General features: G+C 70.2%; 18 protein-coding genes and 1 pseudogene. 10 read left to right on the top strand and 9 right to left on the bottom strand.

What is annotated here, in order from left to right; all coding sequences use genetic code 11:
• Nucleotides 1-34: 34 nt before the first annotated feature.
• The 3 genes from pdxA to lptG form a co-directional block, all read right to left on the bottom strand.
• Complete coding sequence (gene pdxA, locus ACWPN3_RS15020; protein WP_492240342.1) at nucleotides 35-1,063, bottom strand: 4-hydroxythreonine-4-phosphate dehydrogenase PdxA; 1,029 nt, start codon at nucleotides 1,061-1,063, stop codon at nucleotides 35-37.
• Complete coding sequence (locus ACWPN3_RS15015) at nucleotides 1,060-2,520, bottom strand: peptidylprolyl isomerase (RefSeq protein ID WP_492240341.1); 1,461 nt, start codon at nucleotides 2,518-2,520, stop codon at nucleotides 1,060-1,062. The genes pdxA and ACWPN3_RS15015 overlap by 4 nt, the downstream gene beginning before the upstream one ends.
• Before the next feature lie 205 nt (nucleotides 2,521-2,725).
• Nucleotides 2,726-3,820 carry an LPS export ABC transporter permease LptG gene (gene lptG, locus ACWPN3_RS15010; RefSeq protein WP_109047418.1) on the bottom strand — a complete coding sequence of 365 codons (1,095 nt, stop codon included), beginning with the start codon at nucleotides 3,818-3,820 and terminating at the stop codon, nucleotides 2,726-2,728.
• 292 nt (nucleotides 3,821-4,112) lie between these two features.
• Between lptG and ACWPN3_RS15005 the strand changes: the two genes are divergently transcribed.
• Both ACWPN3_RS15005 and guaA read left to right on the top strand, forming a co-directional pair.
• Entirely contained in the window at nucleotides 4,113-4,691 is a 579-nt protein-coding gene (locus ACWPN3_RS15005) for a GNAT family N-acetyltransferase (RefSeq protein ID WP_109451990.1), read from the top strand.
• A 37-nt stretch (nucleotides 4,692-4,728) separates the two neighbouring features.
• Nucleotides 4,729-6,312, top strand: a complete 1,584-nt coding sequence (gene guaA / locus ACWPN3_RS15000) for a glutamine-hydrolyzing GMP synthase (RefSeq protein WP_109451992.1) — start codon at nucleotides 4,729-4,731, stop codon at nucleotides 6,310-6,312.
• A 452-nt stretch (nucleotides 6,313-6,764) separates the two neighbouring features.
• Here guaA and ACWPN3_RS14995 read toward each other — a convergent pair whose 3' ends face one another.
• Both ACWPN3_RS14995 and ACWPN3_RS14990 read right to left on the bottom strand, forming a co-directional pair.
• On the bottom strand, nucleotides 6,765-7,640 hold the full coding sequence (locus ACWPN3_RS14995; protein WP_492261543.1) for a lytic transglycosylase domain-containing protein: 876 nt from the start codon (nucleotides 7,638-7,640) through the stop codon (nucleotides 6,765-6,767).
• 519 nt (nucleotides 7,641-8,159) lie between these two features.
• A complete protein-coding gene (locus ACWPN3_RS14990; RefSeq protein ID WP_492261542.1) occupies nucleotides 8,160-8,627 on the bottom strand; it encodes a hypothetical protein in 468 nt (155 codons plus the stop codon).
• Nucleotides 8,628-8,743: 116 nt separating this feature from the next.
• Here ACWPN3_RS14990 and ACWPN3_RS14985 point away from each other — a divergent pair, with 116 nt between their 5' ends.
• The 3 genes and pseudogenes from ACWPN3_RS14985 (at nucleotide 8,744) to ACWPN3_RS14975 (ending at nucleotide 12,573) form a co-directional block, all read left to right on the top strand.
• Nucleotides 8,744-9,427, top strand: a complete 684-nt coding sequence (locus ACWPN3_RS14985) for an efflux RND transporter periplasmic adaptor subunit (protein WP_492261880.1) — start codon at nucleotides 8,744-8,746, stop codon at nucleotides 9,425-9,427.
• A 19-nt stretch (nucleotides 9,428-9,446) separates the two neighbouring features.
• Nucleotides 9,447-11,345 (top strand): annotated as a pseudogene (locus tag ACWPN3_RS14980) (efflux RND transporter permease subunit); the annotation flags it as partial.
• The gene (locus ACWPN3_RS14975) at nucleotides 11,305-12,573 is read left to right on the top strand and encodes an efflux RND transporter permease subunit (RefSeq protein WP_492261879.1); all 1,269 of its coding nucleotides are present in this window, start codon (nucleotides 11,305-11,307) and stop codon (nucleotides 12,571-12,573) included. The pseudogene ACWPN3_RS14980 and the gene ACWPN3_RS14975, both read left to right, overlap by 41 nt.
• Before the next feature lie 3 nt (nucleotides 12,574-12,576).
• On the opposite strand, the gene ACWPN3_RS14970 is transcribed toward ACWPN3_RS14975, so the two are convergent.
• On the bottom strand, nucleotides 12,577-13,659 hold the full coding sequence (locus ACWPN3_RS14970) for a patatin-like phospholipase family protein (RefSeq protein WP_492240336.1): 1,083 nt from the start codon (nucleotides 13,657-13,659) through the stop codon (nucleotides 12,577-12,579).
• A 158-nt stretch (nucleotides 13,660-13,817) separates the two neighbouring features.
• Between ACWPN3_RS14970 and ACWPN3_RS14965 the strand changes: the two genes are divergently transcribed.
• The 4 genes from ACWPN3_RS14965 (at nucleotide 13,818) to ACWPN3_RS14950 (ending at nucleotide 18,688) form a co-directional block, all read left to right on the top strand.
• On the top strand, nucleotides 13,818-14,639 hold the full coding sequence (locus ACWPN3_RS14965) for a TrmH family RNA methyltransferase (protein WP_492240335.1): 822 nt from the start codon (nucleotides 13,818-13,820) through the stop codon (nucleotides 14,637-14,639).
• Nucleotides 14,636-16,861, top strand: coding sequence for a helicase-related protein (locus tag ACWPN3_RS14960; RefSeq protein ID WP_492240334.1), 2,226 nt, complete (start codon nucleotides 14,636-14,638; stop codon nucleotides 16,859-16,861). The genes ACWPN3_RS14965 and ACWPN3_RS14960 overlap by 4 nt, the downstream gene beginning before the upstream one ends.
• A 241-nt stretch (nucleotides 16,862-17,102) precedes the next feature.
• A complete protein-coding gene (locus tag ACWPN3_RS14955) occupies nucleotides 17,103-18,392 on the top strand; it encodes an Nramp family divalent metal transporter (protein ID WP_492240333.1) in 1,290 nt (429 codons plus the stop codon).
• A gap of 83 nt (nucleotides 18,393-18,475) precedes the next feature.
• Entirely contained in the window at nucleotides 18,476-18,688 is a 213-nt protein-coding gene (locus tag ACWPN3_RS14950) for a SlyX family protein (RefSeq protein WP_109452008.1), read from the top strand.
• A gap of 16 nt (nucleotides 18,689-18,704) precedes the next feature.
• Here ACWPN3_RS14950 and ACWPN3_RS14945 read toward each other — a convergent pair whose 3' ends face one another.
• Both ACWPN3_RS14945 and ACWPN3_RS14940 read right to left on the bottom strand, forming a co-directional pair.
• Nucleotides 18,705-20,249: a multicopper oxidase family protein gene (locus ACWPN3_RS14945; protein ID WP_492240332.1), complete on the bottom strand. Its 1,545-nt coding sequence runs from the start codon at nucleotides 20,247-20,249 to the stop codon at nucleotides 18,705-18,707.
• A gap of 71 nt (nucleotides 20,250-20,320) precedes the next feature.
• Complete coding sequence (locus tag ACWPN3_RS14940; RefSeq protein WP_492240331.1) at nucleotides 20,321-20,701, bottom strand: hypothetical protein; 381 nt, start codon at nucleotides 20,699-20,701, stop codon at nucleotides 20,321-20,323.
• Between the two features lie 186 nt (nucleotides 20,702-20,887).
• Here ACWPN3_RS14940 and ACWPN3_RS14935 point away from each other — a divergent pair, with 186 nt between their 5' ends.
• The gene (locus tag ACWPN3_RS14935) at nucleotides 20,888-21,097 is read left to right on the top strand and encodes a hypothetical protein (protein WP_109452014.1); all 210 of its coding nucleotides are present in this window, start codon (nucleotides 20,888-20,890) and stop codon (nucleotides 21,095-21,097) included.
• A 107-nt stretch (nucleotides 21,098-21,204) separates the two neighbouring features.
• Here ACWPN3_RS14935 and pbpC read toward each other — a convergent pair whose 3' ends face one another.
• Complete coding sequence (gene pbpC, locus ACWPN3_RS14930) at nucleotides 21,205-23,244, bottom strand: penicillin-binding protein 1C (protein WP_492261541.1); 2,040 nt, start codon at nucleotides 23,242-23,244, stop codon at nucleotides 21,205-21,207.
• Between the last annotated feature and the right edge of the window lie 22 nt (nucleotides 23,245-23,266).

The raw sequence follows: 23,266 nt of genomic DNA, 5'->3' as shown, positions 1-23,266 counted from the left end.
CGGGCGCTCCTTTTTCGTTTGGAGAACTTCGACCTCAGGGGCCGGCTGTCCGCTGCCGGTTCCGCGCCATCCGGTCGGCCGTCTTCAGCGCCGCGATCAGGCTGGTCGCATTGGCCCTGCCAGTGCCCGCAATGTCCAGCGCCGTCCCATGGTCGGGAGAGGTGCGGACGAAGGGCAGGCCCAGCGTGATGTTCACGCCGCTGTCGAAATCCACCGTCTTCACCGGGATCAGCGCCTGATCGTGGTACATGCACAGCGCCGCGTCATATCCACGGCGGGCGGCGGCATGGAACATGGTGTCGGGCGGGCGCGGCCCGGACACGTCGATGCCGTCGGCGCGCAGCGTCGCGATGGCGGGCTCGATGATGTCGATCTCCTCACGCCCCATCGCCCCGCCCTCCCCCGCATGCGGGTTGAGGCCGGCGACGGCCAACCGCGGACGGTCGATGCCGAAGTCGCGCGCCAGCGACGCCGCGGTGACCCGGCCGGCATGGACGATGGCGTCGGCGGTCAGCTGGTTCACCGCGTCGCGCACCGACACATGGATGGTCACCGGCACCACCCGCAGATCGGCCGCCGCCAGCATCATGATCGGCTCGCCGGCCAGCCCGGCGAGGTGGGCCAGATATTCGGTGTGGCCGGGATGGCGAAAACCGGCGGCATAGAGAGACGATTTCTGGATCGGGTTGGTGACAACGGCCGCGGCCTGCCCACCCTGCAGCAGCGCCACGGCACGGTCGATGCTGGCGATCACCGCGGCACCATTGGCCGGATCGGGCCGGCCGGCGACGACCGGGTTGCCGAGCGCGACCGGCAGGACCGGCAGGGCACGGCCGAAGATCGCCGCCCCCTCCTGCGGAGACGAGACGGCCTGCACCGGCACCGGCAGCCCGAGCGAGGCCGCCAGCGCGGCCAGCCTCGCGGGATCGTCCAGCACGACGAAGGGGCGCAGGCCGGCCTCGTCGCGGGCCAGCCACGCCTTCAGCCCGATCTCCCCGCCGACGCCGGCCGGCTCCCCCATGGTCAGGGCCAGCGGCAGGTCGTTCGGCGGGGCGGCGGTCACAGGCGGGTCTCGATGAAGGCGGTGCGGCGCAGGTCGCGCAGGTACCGGCGCGACAGCAGTTCCGCCCGCTCGCTGACCAGTTCGCGCTCGATCTCGTCGCGGCCGGGCAGCTTGGCTTCCTGAACCGGGGTCGGGGCCGGCGGCGGCGGCGGAGCCGGCTGGGCTTCCGGCGGCGGCTGGATCATCGGCATGTCACGCTTGCAGACGATCAGGATCACCGCGGCGGCCGGGCTCATCAGCACCGGGCTGGCCTGGCCGAGCGGGATGCCGAGCGCGAGGTTCTGCAGGCCGGGGGCCATGTCCTTCACCCGCATGGTGCCCATGTCGCCCGATTCCGGCATGCCGGTCTCCTTGGCGCGGGCCTGGAAATCGGCGCAGCTCTTGATCGACTTGCGCAGCTTCTCGGCCTGTTCCTTGACGGACTTGGCCTGCTCCTTGGACTCGATCGGGAGGATGATCTGCTTCATGTTGACCGTGGCCTTGGCCACGTCCGGCCGCGGCTGCGGACGGGGAGCCGCCGGACGGGCGACCGGCATCGGCACCTCGCCGCCGCTGCTGCCGAACGGCCGCTGGCCGCGCACCAGCAGGATGTGGTAGCCGGTCGCCGTGCGGACCGGCGCCGACAGCTGGCCGCCGCGCATGCCCGACAGCGCCTTGTCCACCTCCGACGACAGTTCGCCGCTGCGCACCCAGCCGAGGTCGCCGCCCGACGCGGCGCCGGCCGACTGCGAGAACTGGCGGGCGAGTGCGGCGAAATTGCCGCCGCGCTTCACCTCTTCCACCAGACGCTCGGCGTTGCGGCGCACCTCGTCGTCCTGGTCGGGGCTGTCCACTGCCAGGAAGATCTCGGCGACCAGATATTCGGGCTTGCCGATGTTGGCCTTCAGCCGCTCCATCGCGGCGTCGACCTCGTCCTCGCCGACCACGACCTCCTGGCGGATGCGGCGCTGCATCACCTTCTGCCAGGCGAGCAGGGCGCGGATCTGGTCCTTCAGGGTGGAGTACGGCACGTTCTGGCGCTTCAGCATCTCCTGAAGCTGCTGGCCGTTCATGCGGTTCTGCTCGGCGATGCGCTTGACGGCGTCGTCGATCTCCGACGCCGAGACGGTGACGCCCTGGCGCTTGGCCTCCTGCATCTGCAGGCGCTCGTCGATCAGCAGGCGCATCACCTGCGGCATCAGCCGCTTGGTCGTTTCCGGATTGGCGGCGGCGCCGGCGTTCAGCAGCGCCATGCGGATGCGGGCATTGACGTCCGAAACCGAAACGACCTCGTCATTCACCACCGCAGCGATGCCTTCCGACCCCGGCGCGCGGGCCTGACGCGTGCTCTCGTCCCCCGTCCGCGGCGCGGCGGCACCGGCGGCAGCCTTGCTGGACTGCGCCACGGCGGGCATGGCCAGAAGCGCACAGGCGGTCGCCACGGCGACGGTGGTCCGGACGGCTCGCAAACTCGACATGCTGCTCAAGCTCCAAAAACGGGTCGCCCGTTATTACGGTGGGGCCGGTGCCCCTGGCAAACGGAATCGGACCCTGCAATCCAGTGCTAAACCAAGTGGGCGGAATTATGACCGATGGCGATAACCGCCCGCTTTGCGGCGAATGGTCCCACCCCCGTCCCTTCCCGGCGTCCCGTCCCAGCACCCCCTCCCGGCAGCCGTCCCGTCAGCCGTCTTCCAGATGCAGAAGGGCGGCGATGCCCAACAGCAGGCTGATGCCGGCAGGACTCCAGGCGGCCATGAGGATGGGAATGGTTTCCGACATTCCGAAGGTGCGGACCACGTCGGTCATCACGAACAGCACGAAGCCGGTCAGCACGCCGCCGGTGACCATCGCCATGGTGCCGCCGCGACGCGGCAGCCGCAGCGAGAAGGCGGCGGCGAACAGCACCATCGCCAGGAACAGGAAGGGCTGGGCCAGCAGCGACTGGTAATGCAGCCGGTGGCGCACGGCCGGGAAACCGGTTGTCTCCAGCGTGTGGATGAAGCGCGGCAGCTCCCAGAAGGAGATGGTTTCCGGCGGGGCGAAGCTCTCCTCGATGGTCGCCATGTCCAGCTCGGTCGGGATGGTGTAGCTGTCCAGCTTCTCCGGGTCCTTCTTGGCCCGGTTCAGGATCGCCTCCTGCAATTCCCACTTGCGGTCCTTCAGCACGGCGCTCGGCGCATCGACGCGGCCCAGATAATTCTGGTCGGCGTCGAACAGGAAGACGATGACGTTCGACAGCTCGAAGGTCACCGGGTTCACCAGCTCCGAATGGATGAAGAACTGCTCGTTCTCGTTGGTCTGGCGCAGCCACAGGCCGGAGCGCGAGATGTTCAGCGTGCTGGACTGGAGCTTGAGATAGCGGTCCTGCAGCTGCTCGTACTTGGCGATGAACACGGCGCCGACCGGGTTGATCAGCGTCACCTTCACCACGCCGATGGCGGCGGCGGCGAACATCACCGGCATCAGGAACTGCCAGGCCGACACGCCGACCGCGCGGGCGACCACCAGCTCGGCGCTGCGCGTCAGCCGCCAGAAGGTGAACATGCCCGCGAACAGGACGACGAAGGGGAAGATCTGCTGCCCGATCTCCGGCAGCTTCAGCAGCGCCATCTCCACCACCAGCCCGAAGGTGACGTGGGGCTTGGTGCCGGCGCGGCGCAGAAGCTCCACCGTGTCCAGCAGCAGCACGATGGCGAGCAGGATCACCATCAGCAGGCAGAACCACACGACGAACTGCCGGCCGATGTAGCGGGAAAGCGTAGGCGAGGAATACATGCGGTGTCCGGTCTCCGGAGCCCCGCCCGCGGCGCCGCCATGGCACCTGGGACGGACTGGCGCGGCCCCGCCCGATCAAGGATCGGTGCGGGCCCCCGCCGGAACAAGTCCCGCTGTTTACCTCTGTTGCGCCGCGATGACAACCGGAGCCGAGGCCGAAGCCTCGGTCGGAGCCGAAGCCGGTCGCCCGCAGGCCTATCGACGGCGTCGTGCGTCTCCCTCCTTTTCCATCTGGACTTCCTGCGCGGGCACTCCAAACTGTTGGAGAGAGGCTGCACGGGAGGGTCGGTCGATGACGGACACCACGCTCGCAATCCGCCAGGCACGCGGGTCGGACGCCGCCGGCATGGCCCGCGTCCATGTGCAAAGCTGGCGCTCCACCTATCCCGGGCTGATCCCGGCGCAGTTCCTGGTCAACCTGTCCGAACCGGCCGCCGCCCAGCGCTGGGCAGCCATCGCCGAGACGCGCGGCCCCGGCCAGGGCGCCTTCGTCGCGGTGGATGTCACCGGCCGGATCGCCGGTCCCGGCACCATCGTCGGCATCGCCTCCTTCGGCACGCGGCGGGTCACGGTGGAAGGGCATGCGGGTGAGTTCCACGCGCTTTATTTGCTAGATGACGCAAAGGGTTACGGCATCGGTCGGCGGCTGATGGCGGCGATGGCCGACCGTTTCCTGGCCGCCGGCATCCGGTCCGCGGCGGTCTGGTGCCTGCGCGACAACCCGTCGCGCTGGTTCTACGAAAGGTTGGGCGGAATCAAGGTGGCGGAGCGGCCGATCCGCTTCGCCGGCAGCGATCTGGTGGAAATCGCCTATGGCTGGCGCGACCTGACGCCGCTTGCACGCTTGTCGGCGGGGCCGGAGGTGCGGTAGTGAGGGGACTTGAGTCCCCACGCATCAGGATTCGCCGATGTCCAGCGCCGCCTCCCTTTCCGCCGCCTCGCTTTCAGCCGAACGGGTCCTCATTCTCGATTTCGGGTCGCAGGTGACCCAGCTCATCGCCCGCCGTGTGCGCGAGAGCGGTGTCTATTGCGAAATCCACCCCTTCGGCATGAGCGACGAGCGCATCCGCGAGTATGACCCGAAGGCGATCATCCTGTCGGGCAGCCCGGCCTCGGTCACCGAGGCGAACGGCCCGCGCGCCCCGCAGGCCGTGTTCGACCTGAAGGTCCCGGTGCTCGGCATCTGCTACGGCCAGCAGACGATGTGCCACCAGCTGGGCGGCACCGTGTCCGGCTCCGACCACCGCGAGTTCGGCCGCGCCTTCATCGAGATCAAGGAGCCCTGCGCCCTGTTCGACGGGCTGTGGGAGGTCGGGTCGAAGGAACAGGTGTGGATGAGCCACGGCGACCGCGTCACCGCGCTGCCGCCCGGCTTCCGCGCCGTGGCGGTCAGCGACGGCGCGCCCTTCGCCGCCATCGCCGACGACCAGCGCCGCATCTACGGCGTGCAGTTCCACCCGGAGGTGGTCCACACCCCGCACGGCGCCCAGCTGCTGGCGAACTTCGTCCACCGCGTCGCCGGCATCGAGGGCGACTGGACGATGGCCGCCTTCAAGCAACAGGCCATCGAGAAGATCCGCGCCCAGGTCGGCACCGGCAAGGTGATCTGTGGCCTGTCGGGCGGCGTCGATTCGTCGGTCGCGGCCGTGCTGATCCATGAGGCCATCGGCGACCAGCTGACCTGCATCTTCGTCGACACCGGCCTGATGCGCGCCGGCGAGTCGGAAGAGGTCGTGCGGCTGTTCCGCGACCACTACAACATCCCGCTGGTCCACCGCGAGGCGGCCGACCTGTTCCTGGGCAAGCTGGCCGGCGTCACCGATCCGGAGCAGAAGCGCAAAATCATCGGCGGCCTGTTCATCGAGGTCTTCGACGAGGAGAGCGCGAAGGTCGGCGGTGCGGAGTTCCTGGCCCAGGGCACGCTCTACCCCGACGTGATCGAGAGCGTCTCCTTCACCGGCGGCCCGTCGGTCACCATCAAGTCGCACCACAATGTCGGCGGCCTGCCGGAGCGGATGAAGCTCAAGCTGGTCGAGCCGCTGCGCGAACTGTTCAAGGACGAGGTCCGTGCCTTGGGCCGTGAACTCGGCCTGCCGCCGGCCTTCATCGGCCGCCACCCCTTCCCCGGCCCGGGCCTCGCCATCCGCGTCCCCGGCGAGATCACCCCGGAGAAGCTGGAGATCCTGCGCAAGGCCGATACGGTCTATCTGGAGGAAATCCGCAACGCCGGCCTCTACGACGCGATCTGGCAGGCCTTCGCCGTGCTGCTGCCGGTCCGCACCGTCGGCGTGATGGGCGACGGCCGCACCTACGACCATGTGCTGGCCCTGCGCGCGGTGACCTCCACCGACGGCATGACCGCCGACTGGTACCCCTTCCCCCACGACTTCCTGGCGCGCGTGTCCAACCGCATCGTCAACGAGGTCCGCGGCGTCAACCGCGTCGTCTACGACATCACGTCGAAGCCGCCGGGGACCATCGAGTGGGAATGAGGCGAGTGGAAACGCTTTGCCGGTGAAAGACAAAGGGGCGGGAAACCGCCCCTTTTCTTTTGCCTGCCCAGATGTCGCTCAAAACAGCGATTCGACCGTCTGCGTCCTGGGGCTGCGCCGCTTGCCGCGGGCTGGCTTGGGGGTGGCGGGAAGCAGGCCTTCCCTCTGCGCGCACAGGTCGTGCCAGACATGGCCCGGACGCTCCGGCGTCCAGTACATGGGTTCGCCGAGCAGCACCTCTTCGCCGCAACAGGCGCAGGGAGGGTATGGGCTGGATGTGTGTTCGGACCGGTCCATCTCACCGTTATGCCAGTGGCGAGGCGATCCGTAAGTGATGCGGATCAAATCGGACCGCAAGAGTGCGAAAAAATAGCTCCGCTCACGCTGGACCTGGGGACAGCGGCGGCCCCGCTCCCCACAGCGGGGGAACAGGACCGCGCAGCCCTATGCCGTCAACGCACGTCGGCCAGTGCGACGCAGGCGCGGTCGCGGCCGGCGAGGCTGCCGCAGCCGTCGGCGCGCTGGGAAACAAAGCGCATCACAACGCGCTCACCCTTGCCGACCGACTGCGGCGGCAACAGCGCCTCGGCGACCTGGGTGGTGAATTGCGGGCTGACGCGGTGCGTCGGTGCGGGCGCCGGGTCGAGGCTGGCGACCTGCACCGGCCTTGCCGGAGCCACCGCGGGGGCGGGAGCCGGGACGGGAGCGGGCGCGGGTTCGGGCAGCGACGCCACCACCACCGGAGCCGGTGCCGGAGCGGGCGCCGGTTCTGCGAGCTTCGGCTCGGCCGGGCGCGGCTCCATCCGCCGCGGCTCGACAGCGCGGGATTCGGGCGCGCGGGTTTCCGGAGCGGCGGAGGCGACGACGACCGGCGCCGGTTCCGTCCGCTGCGTGGACGCCGTCTGGCCGCCGCGCGGCTTCGGCGCGTCGTCCGGCACCACCGCGACCTCGATGGCCGAGGCGCCGGCCGCCAGCGACGGTTCGCGCGGGCCGGTGCCGCGCAGCACCGGGGTCAGCGCCGCCAGATACATCTTCGTCTCGCGCGGCAGCCGCTGCTTGCCGGCCAGATGCTGGGCGTAGCAGGCCGGGCCGCAATTGTAGGCGGCCAGGAAACCGGGGGCGCCGAACAGGTCGTACATCTCGCGCAAGTAGGCGGTGCCGGCCATGATGTTCTCGTGCGGGTCTGAGGGATCGGACCCTAGTCCATACTTGGCCCGCATCAGCTCGTAGGTGCCGGGCATCACCTGCATCAGGCCGATGGCCCCGGCGGAGCTGGTCAGCACCTTGCCGCTGTTGGTCGTCGCCCGGCCGTTGCTCTCGCGCATCATCACCGCGCGGATCGCATTTCTCCGGCATGTCGTACCGCTGGGAAGCCTCGCGGATGTGCGGGACCCAGCGGGACAGCGGATCGTTCGGATCCGGGACATAGGCAGCGGATTCGACCGGCGGAGCCGTCTGCACCTGCGGCGCGTCGGAGGCGCAGCCGGCCAGACCGAGGGCAAGGCACAGCAGTGCTCCGGCGGCGTGGATCGTCGCGAGGTTTCGTTTGACCACGAGGGGATTTCCGTGCTGTTGGCGCAGGCGGGACAAAAGATGGATCGCTTTTCAATGTATAGCCCACGCCTGTCAAGCGACATCACGGCCGTTTCTTGAATCCTGTCCCGAAGATGCCTCAAAAATGCCCGCTTTATCCCTTGTGAAGAGGTCGGCAATTAGGATTTTGGGCAAATGTCCCTATGCCTATCTTCTCTCTCCGTCCGGACATCACCATGCCGTCACAAGGCGCGACAACGGGAACCTTGACGGAACATCCACGCCACCCCTAATGGAGGGCGCCGGCCGCCCCCTCAACCGATGCCGTTCCGATCGGACAGGCTCGGCCGAACTGGATCGACGATCATGACCGCCCCCCAACGGACCTTCCCGCCGGCCCAGCAGACACCGCAGCCGCAGATGCCGTCCCCGCCGCAGGAAGACGCCCCGCCCCGCAAGCCCCGGCGCTTCGGCCGGCTGCTGGCGATCCTGCTGGTTCTTCTTGCGGCAGGCGGCGGTATTGCCCTGTGGCGCGCCCGCAATCCGGCCCCTCCCTCCCCCACCCCGGCCGGCCAGGCGGCGGAGCGCCCGGTGGAGCTGACCGCGCTTGAGGTCACGGCCGTCGCCCCGCGCGCGCTGGCGGAGACGGTCCGGCTCAGCGGCTCCGTCTCGCCGATGGAACAGTCGGCGGTGAAGGCGGAGGTCGCCGCCCGTCTGGCCGAGGTGGCGGTGCGCGAGGGGCAGGCGGTCCGCCGCGGCGAAATGCTGGCCCGCTTCGACACGGTGGAGCTGACCGCCCGCCTCAATGAGAAGCAGGCCAACCTGGAGGGCGCGCGGGCTCAGCTGGTGCTGGCCGAAAAGACGCTGACCAAGAACCGCACGCTGAACCGCCAGCAACATCGTCTCGGACACCAGCCTGGATCAGGCCGAAAGCAGCTTCGGCTTCCAGCGCGCCCAGGTCGACGCACTGGCGGCGCAGGTGGAACTGGCGCGCAAGGCCTTGCGCGACGCGGTGGTGCTCAGCCCCATCGACGGCATGGTCGCCACCCGCACCGTCAATCCCGGGGAAAATCTGGCGGTGAATGCCGCCATGTTCACCGTGGTCGACCTGTCGCGGGTCGAGGTCGAGGCGACCGTCCCGGCGGAGCAGGTGGCCCGGCTCGCCGTCGGCCAGACCGCCAGCCTGCGGGTGGAGGGGTTCGGCGAACGGGAGTTCGCCGGCAGCGTCGCCCGCATCAACCCGATGGCGCGGGCGGGATCGCGCGCCATCCCGGTCTATGTGACCATCGACAATCGCGACGGCGCGCTGCGCGGCGGCATGTTCGCCAGCGGCGAGGTTCTGGTGGCGCAGGCGGCGGGCGCCATCGCCGTGCCGCCGGTCGCCATCCGCCACGACGAGCAGGGCGAGTTCGTCCTGGCGATTGCGGACGGCCGCACCGTGCGCCGCCCGGTCACGCGGGTGGCGCTGTGGGCGCGCGGCGATCTGGTGCAGGTGGACGGCCTGGCGCCGGGCGAGCGCGTCGTCACCGGCAACCTGCCCGGCCTGACCGCCGGACGCAGCGTCTCGATCGCCGGCACCTGACCCGGACGGACCAGCAGCCATGCCGATCACCCGCATCAGCGTCGACAACCCGGTCTTCGCCACCATGATGATGGTGGCGCTGATGGTGCTCGGCCTCTTCTCCTACAACCGGCTGGGCGTCGACCTGTTTCCCGACGTCGATTTCCCGGTGGTGGTGGTCAGCACCGCCTATCCCGGCGCCAGCCCGGAGACGGTGGAGACCGACATCACACGGCCCGTCGAGGATGCGATCAACACCATCGCCGGCATCAAGACGCTGACTTCGCGCTCCTACGAGGGGCAGTCGGTGGTGATCGCCGAGTTCGACCTGAAGACCTCGTCGGTCCAGGCGTTGCAGGACGTGCGCGAGAAGGTCTCGGCCATCCGCGCCAGCTTCCGCGACGAGGTGAAGGATCCGCAGATCACCCGCTTCAACCCGGACGACCAGCCGATCCTGTCCATCGCCGTCACCTCCGACCTGCGGTCCTTGCGCGACCTCACCACGCTGACCGACCAGATCATCCTGAAGCGCTTGCAGAATGTCCGCGGCGTCGGCAAGGCCACCATCGCCGGCGGGGTCAAGCGGCAGATCCTGATCCGCCTGAAGCCGGAAAAGCTGGAAGCACTCAACGTCGGCGTCGACGAGGTGATCGCTACCGTCACCAGCGAGAACCAGGACGTGCCCGCCGGCACCGTCTCCGGCCAGGGACGGGAGCGGGTGGTGCAGGTGGAGGGGCGCGTGCGCAACCCGCGCGACCTGCTGGACCTAATCGTCGCGCGGCGCGGCGGCAGCCCGGTGCGCCTCTCCCAGGTCGCCGAGGTGATCGACGGGCAGGAGGAGCAGGATTCGGCCGCCCTGCTGAACGGCAACCCGGCGCTGGCGGTCGATGTGGTGAAGGTCCAGGGCGCCAACACGGTGGAGGTCGCCCGCGGCCTGCATGGGGCGATCCAGGATCTGCGGACCAACGGCTCGCTGCCGGCGGACGTGACGCTGGCGGTGGTGCGCGACAGCTCCCGCGGCATCACCAACTCGCTCAGCAACGTGCAGGAGACGCTGGTCGAGGGCGGCATCCTGACCATCCTGATCGTCATGGTGTTCCTGGGGTCCTGGCGCAGCACGGTCATCACCGCGCTGACCCTGCCGGTTGCCGTGCTCGGCACCTTCGGCATGCTGGCCGCCATGGGCTTCACGCTGAACATGATGACGCTGATGGCGCTGTCGCTCGCCATCGGCATCCTGATCGACGACGCCATCGTCGTGCGCGAGAACATCATGCGCCACCTCGCCCGCGGCCAGGGCCACCGTCAGGCGGCACTCGACGGCACGGCAGAGATCGGGCTCGCGGTGCTGGCGACCACGCTGACCATCGTCGCGGTGTTCCTGCCGGTCGCCTTCATGGGCGGCATCATCGGCCGCTTCTTCCTGCAATTCGGCATCACCGTCTCGGCGGCGGTGCTGATCTCGCTGTTCGTGTCCTTCACGCTCGACCCCATGCTGTCCAGCATCTGGTACGACCCGGCCGCCCACGGCCGCCATGGCCGCTCGATCTTCGGCCGCTTCGCCGCCTGGTTCGGGCGAGGCTTCGATGCGCTCTCGCACGGCTATGGCCGGCTGCTGCGCTGGGGCCTGCGCCGGCGCTGGATTGTCGTGATCGTGGCGCTGGCGATCTTCTTCGGCAGCTTCCTGCTGGTGCCGCGCATCGGCGTGGAGTTCGTCCCCGCCGCCGACCTCGGCGAGCAGATCGTCGAGGTGGAATCCCCCGTCGGCTCGTCGCTCGCCACCACCACCGCCAAGACCCGCCAAGTCGAGGCGGCGATCCGCGAGTTCCCGGAGATCGCCTACACCTACAGCACGGTCAACACCGGGGTCTCCATCGGCCACAACCGCGGCAGCATCTATCTGCGCTACACCCCCATCGACCAGCGCAAGCGCTCGCCCAACGACCTGGCCCCGCTGCTGCGGCAACGTCTGTCGGCGATCCCCGGCGTCACCATCGGCATCGCCATCCCCGGCGTCGGCGGCGTGCAGAAGCAGAATCCAGGTTTCGGTCCAGGGCCGCGACATCGCCGAGCTGGACCGGCTGTCGCAGACCGTGATCGGCGCCATGCGCGCCATCCCCGGCTTCGTCGATGTCGACAGCACGCTGAAGGCGGCCAAGCCGACGCTGGCGGTCCGGCTGGAGCGCGACCTCGCCAGCGATCTCGGCATCGGCACCGCCAAGGTGGCCGACACACTGCGCCCGCTGTTCGCCGGCGACACGGTGTCGAGCTGGAAGGCGCCGGACGGCGAGAGCTACGACGTGCTGGTCCGCCTGCCCGAAGGCGACCGCGCCGGCCGCGCCGACCTCGACCGCATTTATTTCTCCGGCGGGGTCGATGCCAACGGCACGCCGCGCATGATCCCGCTGTCCCAGGTGGCGGAGGTGGTGACGACGCTCGGCGCCTCGCAGATCAACCGGCGCGATTTGCAGCGCGAGGTGAATGTCCAGGCCAACGTCCAGGGCCGCGCCGCCGGCGATGCCGGCCGCGACCTCCAGGCGGCGCTGGCCAAGATCGAGCTGCCGCCGGGCTACCGCATCGTCTTCGGCGGCTCGACCAAGGACATCGCCGAGACCAGCGGCTATGCCATGCAGGCCCTGGCGCTTGCCGTCATCCTGATCTACCTGATCCTCGCCTCGCAGTTCGGCAGCTTCCTGCAACCGCTCGCCATCATGGCCTCGCTGCCGCTGTCGCTGGTCGGCGTCTTCCTGGGGCTGCTGGCGGCGGGATCGACGCTGAACATCTTCAGCGCCATCGGCTTCATCATGCTGATGGGGCTGGTGACCAAGAACGCCATCCTGCTGGTCGATTTCGCCAATCAGGCGCGCAAGCGCGGCGCCGGCCTGCACGACGCGCTGGTCGAGGCCGGCATCATCCGCCTGCGCCCCATCGTGATGACCACCGCCGCGATGATCTTCGGCATGCTGCCGCTGGCGCTCGGCATCGGCGAGGGGGCGCAGCAGCGCGCGCCGATGGCCCATGCGGTGATCGGCGGGTTGTTGTCCTCCACCATCCTGACGCTGCTGGTGGTGCCGGTGGCGCTGACCTATCTCGACGGGCTGTCGCGCCGGATGAAACGCTGGTTCGCCCACAGCGATCCAGACGCCCAACAGCATCCGGCAGAGTGAGGGTCAGGCCAGGGCCGGGGTCCGCACCGAACTGCCGACGCCGACGGCCCGCATGTTCTCCTCGACCCAGCGCCCCGCCGCCTCGCGCCCGGCGTCGCGCAGCCAGTTCAGGAAGCTCCAGTCGGTCATCAGCTTTGAATAGAGCCCCAGATCCTGGAGATGCTCGTCGGCGCCGATCATGTGCAGGCGCGGGGCGTCGCCGCGGGCGGACAGGCAGCGCATCTCCTGCAACAGGGCGGCGTTGAAGGTGATCTGGTTGAGGCGGGCGGCGATGCCGGCCGGATCCTCCGGCGTGGTGGCGCAGGTGAAGGGGTTGATCGTCACCACCAGCAGGTCTGCGCCGGGACAGGCCGCCGCCAGCGGCGACAGCGGCGGGTTGGCGAGATAGCCGCCATCCCAATAATCCTGGCCGTCGATCCGCACCGCGCGGAACAGGCTGGGCAGGCAAGCCGAGGCCAGCAGGTGATCGACCTCCAGCTCCGTCTCGTCGAACAGCCGCAGGGCTCCGGTCCGCACAGTGGTGGCGCTGACGAACAGCCGCAGCCCGCTCCGCCGGATCAGCTCCGGTTCGACCATCTCGGCCAGCAGGCCGCGCAGCGGGTGGAAATCCGCCGATTGGGTCCGATAGGGGCTGACCCAGCGCCGTGCCCAATCGACCATATGGGTTCCCGGCGCGTGATCGACATTCCAGCGGCCGAGCAGCCGGTCGGTCACGCTCGGCCGGATCGGCCCCAGCCGCCCGGCGGCGCTGACCCGCTCCCAGAAAGTCGCCAGTTCGGCCCGCGCCCCACTGCATCCACCGCGTGCCCAGCCCTGGGCCAGCATGGCGGCGTTCATCGCCCCGGCGCTGGCCCCGCTGACCCCGACCAGCCGGATGTCCTCCTCCAGCAGCCGGTCGAGCACGCCCCAGGTGAAGGCGCCATGCGCACCGCCGCCCTGCAAGGCCAGCGCCAGCGTTGGCCTGGGCGGCGGCAGGGCCAGAAGAGGGTCCGGCCCCGACAGTTCCAACGGTTCCGCAGGGCAGGCGGGCGGCACAGGCGTCGCCTTGCCGCACACACGGTTCCACAGCTTTCGGATCATCGTCATGGCCGGCACGTCTCCAAATGCTTATGCTGCACCGCAACATGAGCAGGGACTTCCGCATCGGCAAGGGGGTATGCCCATGGAGGCAGGCAGGGAACGGCATTGGAAACCCGCCGCCACATGCACTAAGTAGGCGGACACCCCAGACGCCGAGCCGCCCCTTGCCCACCCCGCACTATCAGGTCATCCCGATCACCGACCCCGAAGACCCGCGCATCGAGCCTTACCGCGACGTGCGGGAGCGCGATCTCGTCGGCCGTGACGGGCTGTTCATCGCCGAAGGGGCGGTGGTGGTGCGCAGCCTCGTGCAATCCACCCGCTACCGGGCCCGCTCGCTGCTGATCGCCGAGAAGCGGCTGGAGGCGCTGGAGCCGATGCTGGCGGCCCTTTCGCCCGAAACGCCGGTCTATACCGCCACCCAGCCCGTGCTGGACCGCATCGCCGGCTTCCCCCTGCATCGCGGCATCCTGGCGGTGGGGGAAAAGACCGGTGTCCCGAGCGTCGCCGACCTGCTGGGTGCCTGCGGGCCGGTTTCCCGTGTCGTCATGCTGTTCGGCATCGGCAACCACGACAATATGGGCGGCATCTTCCGCAACGCCGCCGCTTTCGGCGCCGATGCGGTGACCCTCGATCCCGGCTGCTGCGACCCGCTCTACCGCAAGGCGATCCGCGTTTCGGTGGGGGCGACCCTGCTGGTGCCGACGGCCAAGCTCGCCGCGGACGAGGATCCGCTCGCCCTGCTCGACCGCTTCGGCTTCGAGGCGGTGGCGCTCAGCCCCGCCGGTGCCGAGACGCTGGCCGCCCTGACGCCGCCGCGCCGTGCCGCCCTGCTGTTCGGCTCTGAAGGGCCGGGCCTGCCGCCCGCCCTGCTGGCCCGCGCCCGCAGCGTGCGCATCCCGATGGCCGGCGACTTCGATTCCCTCAACGTGGCGACCACCAGCGGCATCGTGCTGCACCACATCGCGTCCGGACAGGTGCCATGACAGACGATATGAGCGACGACATCGGCACGCCGGCCGCCACAGCCACCGCCGACCCGCATCTGGTCCATGACCTCGCCGTCGCCCATCCGGAGGTGACGACGCTGGGGGCGGCCGGCCTGCTGCGGATGACCGACGCCGAGGCGCGCGGGCTGGTGGCGCTCGGCCTGCCGCTGCCGAAGGGCAAGCGCGACCTGCTGGTGCCGGCGGAGCGGCGCGCGGCCATCCTGCTGGAGATCGCCGGACGCATCGACCGCGCCCACCGCCGCGACGCGCTGCTTGCCCAGGGCCGCCGGGCGCTGGCCGGCGGCCACACCACCCTGCTGTCCTGCGAGGACCGCACCCGCGTCCGCGCCGTGCGCAGCGACGAGCTGCCCTGGCCCGGCCTGTCCCCGGCGATCCGCTTGCAGGTTTCCCGGACCTTCGACGCGCTGGAGCTGTCGGACCTGTCCGATGGGGAGCTGTCGGCCCGGCTGGACCATGACCCGGCCCTGCGCGCAGCACTGGACGACACCCTGTCGCGGGTCGCCACCCGGCTGCGCGATCTGGCCGAGCGGGCCGGTGACGACCCGGAGTGGGGCTTCGCCAGCCTCGCCGACCGGCTGGGCAAGGCCGCCCGCAACCGCAGCGACGCCGACGAGCTGCTCGACCGCTGGGACCGCGAATACGACCAGTGGCGCCGCGAGCGGGCGGAGGGGCGCGGCCGGCTCTATGTCGACCGCCATTTCGACTTCTCGCGCTTCGAACGGCTGTTCCCGGTGGCGCGCGGCATGAACCGCCGTCTGGTGCTGGTGATCGGCCCGACCAACTCGGGCAAGACCCACCGTGCCATCACCGCGCTGCGCGAAGCGCGCGACGGCGTCTATCTGGCGCCGCTGCGCCTGCTGGCGCTGGAGGTGATGGAGCGGCTGAACGGCGAAGGCACCCCAACAACGCTGATCACCGGCGAGGAGGAAATCCGCACCCCCGGCGCCCGCCACACCGCCTCCACCATCGAGGTGATGGACCCCGACCGCCCCGTCGAGGTCGCGGTGATCGACGAGATCCAGATGCTGGCCGACCCGGCGCGCGGCTGGGCCTGGACCGCCGCCCTGATGGGCGTGCCGGCGGAGACCGTCTACATCCTCGGCGCGCCGGAGGTCCGGCCGCTGGTGGAGCGCGCCGCCGCCCATCTCGGCGAACCGCTGGAGGTGGTGGAGCTTGAGCGCAAGACCCCGCTGTCGATGCTCGACCGCCGGCTGGAGTGGGCGGAGGTGGAGCGCGGCGACGCGCTGATCGCCTTCTCCCGCCGCGAGGTGCACAGCGTCCGCGACACGCTGCTGGCCCAGGGGCTGTCGGTCGCCGCCATCTACGGCGCGCTGGCCCCGGCGGTGCGGCGGCGCGAGGCGGCCCGTTTCCTGTCCGGCGAGGCGGATGTGGTGGTGGCGACCGACGCCATCGGCATGGGGCTGAACCTGCCCTGCCGCCGGGTGTTGTTCACCGCCCTGGAGAAGTTCGACGGCAGCGGCGTCCGCCCGCTGAGTGCCACCGAGGTGAAGCAGATCGCCGGCCGCGCCGGCCGCTTCGGCCAGTTCGAGGAGGGGCATTTCGGCGTCATCGCCCGCGGCACCCCCGCCACGCTGAAACGCCTGCTGGAGGCGCCCGACCGCCGCCTGCGCGCCGACGCTCCCCTGCCCGTCCGCCCGACCCGCGCCATGTTGGCCCGTCTCGCCAGCCACATCGACAGCGACGAGACCCGGCTGCTGGTGGAGTGCTTCGGCAGCGCCGCGACATCCGGCTCCCCCTTCCGGCTGGCCGACCTGTCGGCGCTGCGCCGGGCAGCACCCATGCTGGATGCCCGCCGGCTGGCGCTCACCGCCAAGCTCGACCTGCTGCTCGCCCCCGCCGACCTGGAAGATGCGGAGGATGCCAAGGTGTTCGCCGCGATCCTCGACGCGGTGGAGGCCGGAGAAAGGCTGCCGCTCGGCCGACTGATCCCGGCGCGGCTCGACGGGCTGGCCGCCGATGTGCTGGAGGCGGCGTCGCGCGCCTGCGACCTTTATTTCTGGGCGTCGCGCAAGTTCCCGGACGCCCTGCCCGACCGCGACCGGGTGCGCAGCGCCCGCGACGCCATCGGCCAGCGCCTGTCCGAAGCGCTGGCGTCCCGTGCCCGCCGCCGCGAGCCGCCGCCGGCCGCCGGCTTCCGCGGCGCCCCGCGCAAGCGCTTCGGTCCGCGCCGCCGCTGACAACGGGGGATTGAGTGAGGAGGATTGGTTCCCGGCGAAATTCGCCCTCATGGCACTGCTGCACTGCGAACGAAGGGGACGCCCTGCTGTTCTGAACTGGACCAGACTTGGCTCGGTCACCACATCGATAGCAAGCGCCTATCGCCACGTTAGAAAACGTCGATTGGACGCTATCGAAAGACCCTGCCACTGTTGCATCGGCGGCCAAGCCCTCCGGCCGTCCCGTTCAGGAGCAACCGGCGTGAAGACCGCATCCCCCACCATCGCCGACACCGTCCCCACCCGCTCCCCTGCGGTGGGACGCCGGTTCTGGACCATGCTCGGCCCCGGCTTCGTGGTGGCGGTCGGCTACATGGATCCCGGCAACTGGGCGACGGACATCGCGGCGGGCTCCAGCTTCGGCTTCGCCCTGCTGTCGGCGGTGCTGATCGCCAGTCTGGCCGGCATCTTCCTGCAGGGGCTGATCGTCCGGCTGACGCTGGCGACCGGCACCGATCTGGCCCGGCTGATCCGCCAGCGTTTCCCGCGGCCGGTGGCGATGCTGGTCTGGGCGGTCTCGGAGCTGGCGATGATCGCCACCGATCTGGCCGAGCTGCTGGGCAGCGCCATCGCGCTGAAGCTGCTGTTCGGCATCCCGATCATGGCCGGGGTGGTGATCTCCGCCGTGCTGACCTTCGGCATCCTGGCCCTGCCCGGCGCCCGCGGCCGTGCGCCCGAACTGGTGGTCGGCGCGCTGATGAGCGTGGTCGTCGTCTGCTTCGCCTGGGAGTTGGCGATTGCCCGCCCCGACCCCGGCGCCCTGCTGGCCGGTCTGGTGCCAAGCGTCGAATTGGCTCGCAATCCCGAGATGCTGTACCTGTCGCTGGGCATCATCGGCGCCACCGTCATGCCGCACAATCTGTTCCTGCATTCCGGTCTGGTGCAGGCCCGGTTGGCCGAGGTCAAGACGGAGGAGGAGCGGCGGCAGGCCGCGCGCTGGCTGACCATCGACTTGTCGACCGCTCTGGCGCTGGCCGGTCTGGTCAACGGCGCCATCCTGGCCGTCGCCGCCGTGGCCTTCCAGGGGGCGGCTGCCGGCGCCTCCCCCGGCATCGAGGACGCCCACGCCCTGCTGGGCAGCAGCATCGGCGGCGTCGCCGCCCTGGTCTTCGCCATCGCCCTGCTGGCCGCCGGCCAAAGCTCCACCACCACCGGCACCATGGCCGGGCAGATGGTGACGGAGGGCTTCCTGAACCTGCGACTGCGCCCGGTCACCCGTGCGCTGATCACCCGCGGCGCCTCGCTGATCCCGGCATTGGCGGTGCTGGGCAGCGCCGGGGACGGGGCGGTGGATGGCTTGCTGGTGCTGAGTCAGGTGGTGCTGGCCCTGACCCTGCCCTTCATCCTGATCCCGATGCTGGTGCTGCTGCGCAACGACAAGCTGATGGGCGGGCTGGCGATGGCGCCGCTGACCCTGCGGCTGGCCAGCCTGACCGTGCTGGTGCTGACCGGCCTGTCCGGCTGGCTGGCCGGCACCACCGCCATGGCGTGAGCGGAAAGGCACCTCGACCCGGAGCGGGGAATGGTCCATCTTGCGGCCCGTTCCCCGATTTTCCTTCCTGTCATCGGTGCCCTATGGATCCTGCCCTCGAACAACGCCTCGCCGATCTGGAAAGCCGCCTCGCGCATCACGAGCGCATGGCGGAGGAGATGTCGGAGGTCATCTTCGCCCAGGGCCAGACCATCGACCGCCTGACCGCCCAGATGAGGCGCATGCGCGACCGGGTGGAGGCGGCGGAATACGCCATCGCCTCCCCGCAGGACGACCGGCCGCCGCCGCATTACTGAGGGACTGGGAGCGTCCTCACCCCACCCCCTCGTAGACCACCTCCGTCATCATCCCCGTCGCCATGTGCAGCAGGTTGTGGCAATGCAGCGGCCAGCGGCCGGGGTTGTCGGCGTCGAAGGCGACGGTGACGCTGCCCATCATCGGCACCAGGACGGTGTCGCGCACCGCCCCCGCCACCGGCCGGCCGTCGATGGCCACCACCTGGAAATGATGGCCGTGCAGGTGCATGGGATGCGCCATCATCGACGCATTCTCGAAGGTCAGCTCCACCCGCTGGCCCTGGCGGACCGTCAAAGGCCGGTGCGCCCCGAAGGTCAGACCGTCCAGGCTCCAGACATAGGGCGCCATCGAGCCGGTCAACTGCATCCGCCGCGTCAGGTCGGCTGTACGCGCCGCCAGCGGCATGATGGCGATCAGTTGCCGTTCCAGCGACAGGTCGAGCGGATCGGTCTGCGTCTCCCCGGTCGTCGCGATTTTCTCCACCGCAGCGCCGGGGGTGGCAAGGATGATGCCGGTGCGCTGCACCGCCCCTTCGCGCAGAGCCAGGATCGGGAAGGCGCCGCCCTCGGCCGGCACGGTGAGGCGGATGTCCAGCCGCTGGCCCATGCTCATGGCGAAGCGGCTGCCGGCAACCGGCTGCACCGGGTTGCCGTCGGCGGCGATCACCTGCCCGGTCAGCCGCCCGAGGTCGAGATGGAAGGCGGTCGAGGTGGCGCCGTTGATGATGCGCAGCCGCACCCGTCCGCCCCGTTCCACCCGGACCAGTTCGGGGTCGGCGAGCGTGCGATCGTTCGCGAGGTAGGCGTCGTACTCGACGTCGTTCAGGTCCATCGCCATGCCGCCGGACATGCCGCTCATGCCATGCCCAGAGCCATGCGCCGAACCATGTCCCGCCTGTCCGTGATCCATTGAGCCATGGTTCATCACGCCGTGATTCATGGCGCCAGTGCTCATGGCACCGTGATCCATCTGGCCGTGCCCGCCATGGGCCGTTCCGCCGGCCGGCGCACCCAGGGAGGCCAGCAGTTCCGCCGGGTCGCGGAAGGTGAAGTCGTGCAGTAGGAGTGTCACCTCCTGCTCGTCGGTGCGCACATCCTCTGCGCTGCGGACCACCAGCGGGGCCGCCATCAGCAGCTGTTCCTGCATCCCGTGATGGGAGTGCATCCAATGGGTGCCGGTGCGGGGCGCGAAGTCGTAGCGGACCGACTCGCCGTCGCGGATCGCCGGACGGTTGTTGTCGACGACACCGTCCTGGACATAGGGCGGCGTCTGGCCGTGCCAGTGGATGATCGAGTCCTCGCCCGCCCGGTTGGCGAGATCGACGACGAAGCGCCGGCCGGGATCGAGGGTCAGCCCATGGGTGCCGTCGGGCTGGCGGATGCCGAACACGCCGGCCGCCTTGCCGTTCACGTCGAGCGTGCGGCGGTCGACGGTCAGCCGGACGGCATCCTCCACCGGACTGGCGGCAAAGACGGAACGCGGAAAGGCGGGAAGCAGGGCGGCACAGCCGCCGGCGACCGCCGTCGACAGCAGACGGCGGCGCGAAAGCGCGAGAGTCATGACGGACTCCGAAGATTCGGATGAAAAGGGGATAAGGAAAGGCGCCGCGGAAGCCCAGCGGCGCGCCGGCATCATCCCAGCCGCGGCGGCGGCAGGTCGGGCCGCACCCCAAGCCCTTCACGCAACAGTCCGGTCGTCCACCGCAAGCGCAGCCCGGTGGAGCCGACCGGGGTCGTCAGACCGGCGCTTGGCAAACCGACGACCATGGGGGCACAGGCCATGCCGGCGCAGCAAGGCTGGGTCGCGTGATGCGTCCGGCCCGGCGCGGGGCGGCCATGGTCCATTCCATCCATGGCGGCCGCGTGCGGCACGCCGTGCACCGCCATGGCGGCCGGCGCATCATGCGGACAGGCAGCGGCGGCATTGCCCGACCACAGCAGCAGGCCGAGCATCACGAGGACCAGCGCCCCCGCGACCCCGCTCAGCCTCCGCATCCAGTCGGCGACGCGCATCGGCACCGCACCGCTCCCGCTTGTTGTCAGCCTTTCCAAATAGGCCCTCGGTGGGAGCCGGTCAACCGCCTCCGACCGCCGGACAGGGCGTCTACCCATTCCGTCCTAGGCGTTTTCCCGAGCATGGAACTGCAACACACTGCCCCTATATTGGCCGTCACCCGAAACCAAGAAAACACTCCCGAGATGTCCGCCCCCGCCCGTTCGGCCACCCTTCTGCACACCGCGACCCGTCCGCTGCATTGCGCCTGCTGCGGCCGTCCCTTCGTCCGTCCGTCCACGCGGGGGCCGGCACCGCTCTATTGCTCGGCGGATTGCCAGAAGCAGATGCGCGTCCGCACGCGGGTGTGGAGCGGGCGCGACGACGCCCCCTTCGGACTGCGCCGCGCGTCTTAGAGACTGTCTGGTGCTCATTGAAGCACCAGACAGTCTCTAAGCTTTTGGTTCTTCGTGTGATTCACGCTTCAAGCGATCCCGCTTGAACCGATCACACTCCAGCGGTTTCAGCGAATCTCGACGGTCGCGCTGTCGCTGCGGCCGTCGGCGTCCAGCACGGTGACCCGCACCACCCCCGGCCCGTCCGGACGCCAAACCACGTCGCGGGCAATCGGTGACTGGGCGATGCGCCGCCCGTCGATCAGCCAGGATAGCGGGCGACGCCCGCCGGTGGCGGTCAGGGTCATCGGCTCCCCCTTGCCATCAGGGCCCAGTGCCTCCAGCACCATGTCGCTGACCGGGAAGGTCAGGCGCAGCCGGTCGGTCTGGCGCGGCCCGGCCAGTTCGACCTCGCCCGGCCGCAGGTGGCGCAGCAGCTCCGGCGGCGCCTCGTTCCTGACCGGGCCGGCGGGACGGCCGCGCTCGGCCGGCAGCCGGTCGAAGACCTCGAACAGCAGCGGAGCGGCGGTGTTGCGGCCGTAATGGTCGGGGCTGGGCGTGCCGTCCGGCCGCCCGACCCACACGCCGACCGTATAGCGCCCGGTGACGCCGAAGGCCCAGGCGTCGCGGAAGCCGTAGCTGGTACCGGTCTTCAGCGCCACCGGCCCGCTGCCGCGCAGCTCCTGCGCCTGCACCACCCCCGGCGGCGGCGGCGAGCCTTCCAGGATGGCACGGACCTGCTGCGCCGCGGTGGCCGACAGCAGCCGCTGCTCCGCCCCGCCGGGCTCGTCCAGCCTGGCGCGCAGCGGCGCCACCAGCCCGTCGCGCGCCAGCCCGCTGTAAAGCATGGTCATGTCCCACAGGCTGATCGACGCCCCGCCCAGCGCCACCGGCAGCCCCGGCAGCGTTGTGCCGCCCGGCAGCACCAGCCGGGCACCGGCCTTGCGCAACGCCTCGGCGAAGCGCAGCGGCCCGACGCGGTCGAGCACCAGCACCGCCGGGACGTTCAGCGAGCGTTGCAGCGCCTCCATCACCGTCAGGTCGCCGGTGAAGCTGCGGTCGAAATTGCGCGGCGCCCAGTCGCCGAAGCGGGTGGAGACGTCGGCGATCTGGGTCAGCGGGTGGATGATGCCGTCGTCGAAGCCCAGCCCATAGATGAAGGGCTTCAGCGCCGATCCGGGCGAGCGCACCGCCCGCACCATGTCGATGGGGCCCTGCCGTGTCTCGTCCAGCGCGTTGGGGCTGCCGAGATAGGCCAGCACCGAGCGGTCGCGGTTGTCGACCACCAGCACCGCCAGCCCGGCCTGCGGGTTCAGCGTTTCCGCCGTCTTCCGGCCCAGCGCCTCGACCGCCTGTTGCAGGGTGCCGTCGATGGTGGTGGCGATCTGCGCCCGTCCGGGATTGGCGCTGCGCAACCGGTCGGCCAGATGCGGGGATGATGCCGGCAGCGGCAGCCGGGCCGAGGGCACCGGCAGGGTCTTGGCCTCCGCCACCGCTTTGGGCGGCAGCGCGCCCGCTTCCGCCACCCGGTCCAGCACCTTGTCGCGCGCCGCCCGCGCCCGCTCCGGATAGCGGTCGGGGCGCAGGTGGGAGGGCGATTGCGGCAGCGAGACCAGCAGCGCCGCCTCCGCCGCGTCCAGTTCAATCGGCGCCTTGCCCAACAGCATCAGAGAGGCGGCGCGGATGCCTTCGATGTTGCCGCCATAGGGGGCGAGCGTCAGATACATGCCGAGGATGTCGCGCTTGCCGTAGCGCCATTCCAGCTGGGCCGCCCGCGCCGCCTCGATCAGCTTGGCGCTGAAGGTCCGTGGCCGCGGCTCCAGCAGGCGGGCGACCTGCATGGTGATGGTGGAGGCGCCGGAGACCACCCGCCCCGCCCCCAGATTCTGTCCCGCCGCGCGCAGCACCGCCAGCGGATCGACGCCGGCATGGTTTTCAAAGCGCCGGTCCTCGTAGGCCAGCAGCAGCTCGACGAACAGCGGCGAGACATCGTCCACCGTCGCCGGCAGCCGCCACGCGCCGGCCGCGTTGGTGAAGACGCGGAGCGGCTGGCCCTTGCGGTCGGTGACAGTCACCGACAGGTCGGCCAGCCGGTCGAGCGGCGGCGGGAACAGCCGGTCGAGCAGCAGCGCCGTCCCCATCAGGGCGGCAAGGGCGGCCACCGCCACCCCCGCCCGCCTTACCCAGACA

The organism is Azospirillum sp. UENF 111221, assembly GCF_058780625.1.
This window is presented reverse-complemented; position numbering and strand designations above follow the sequence as displayed.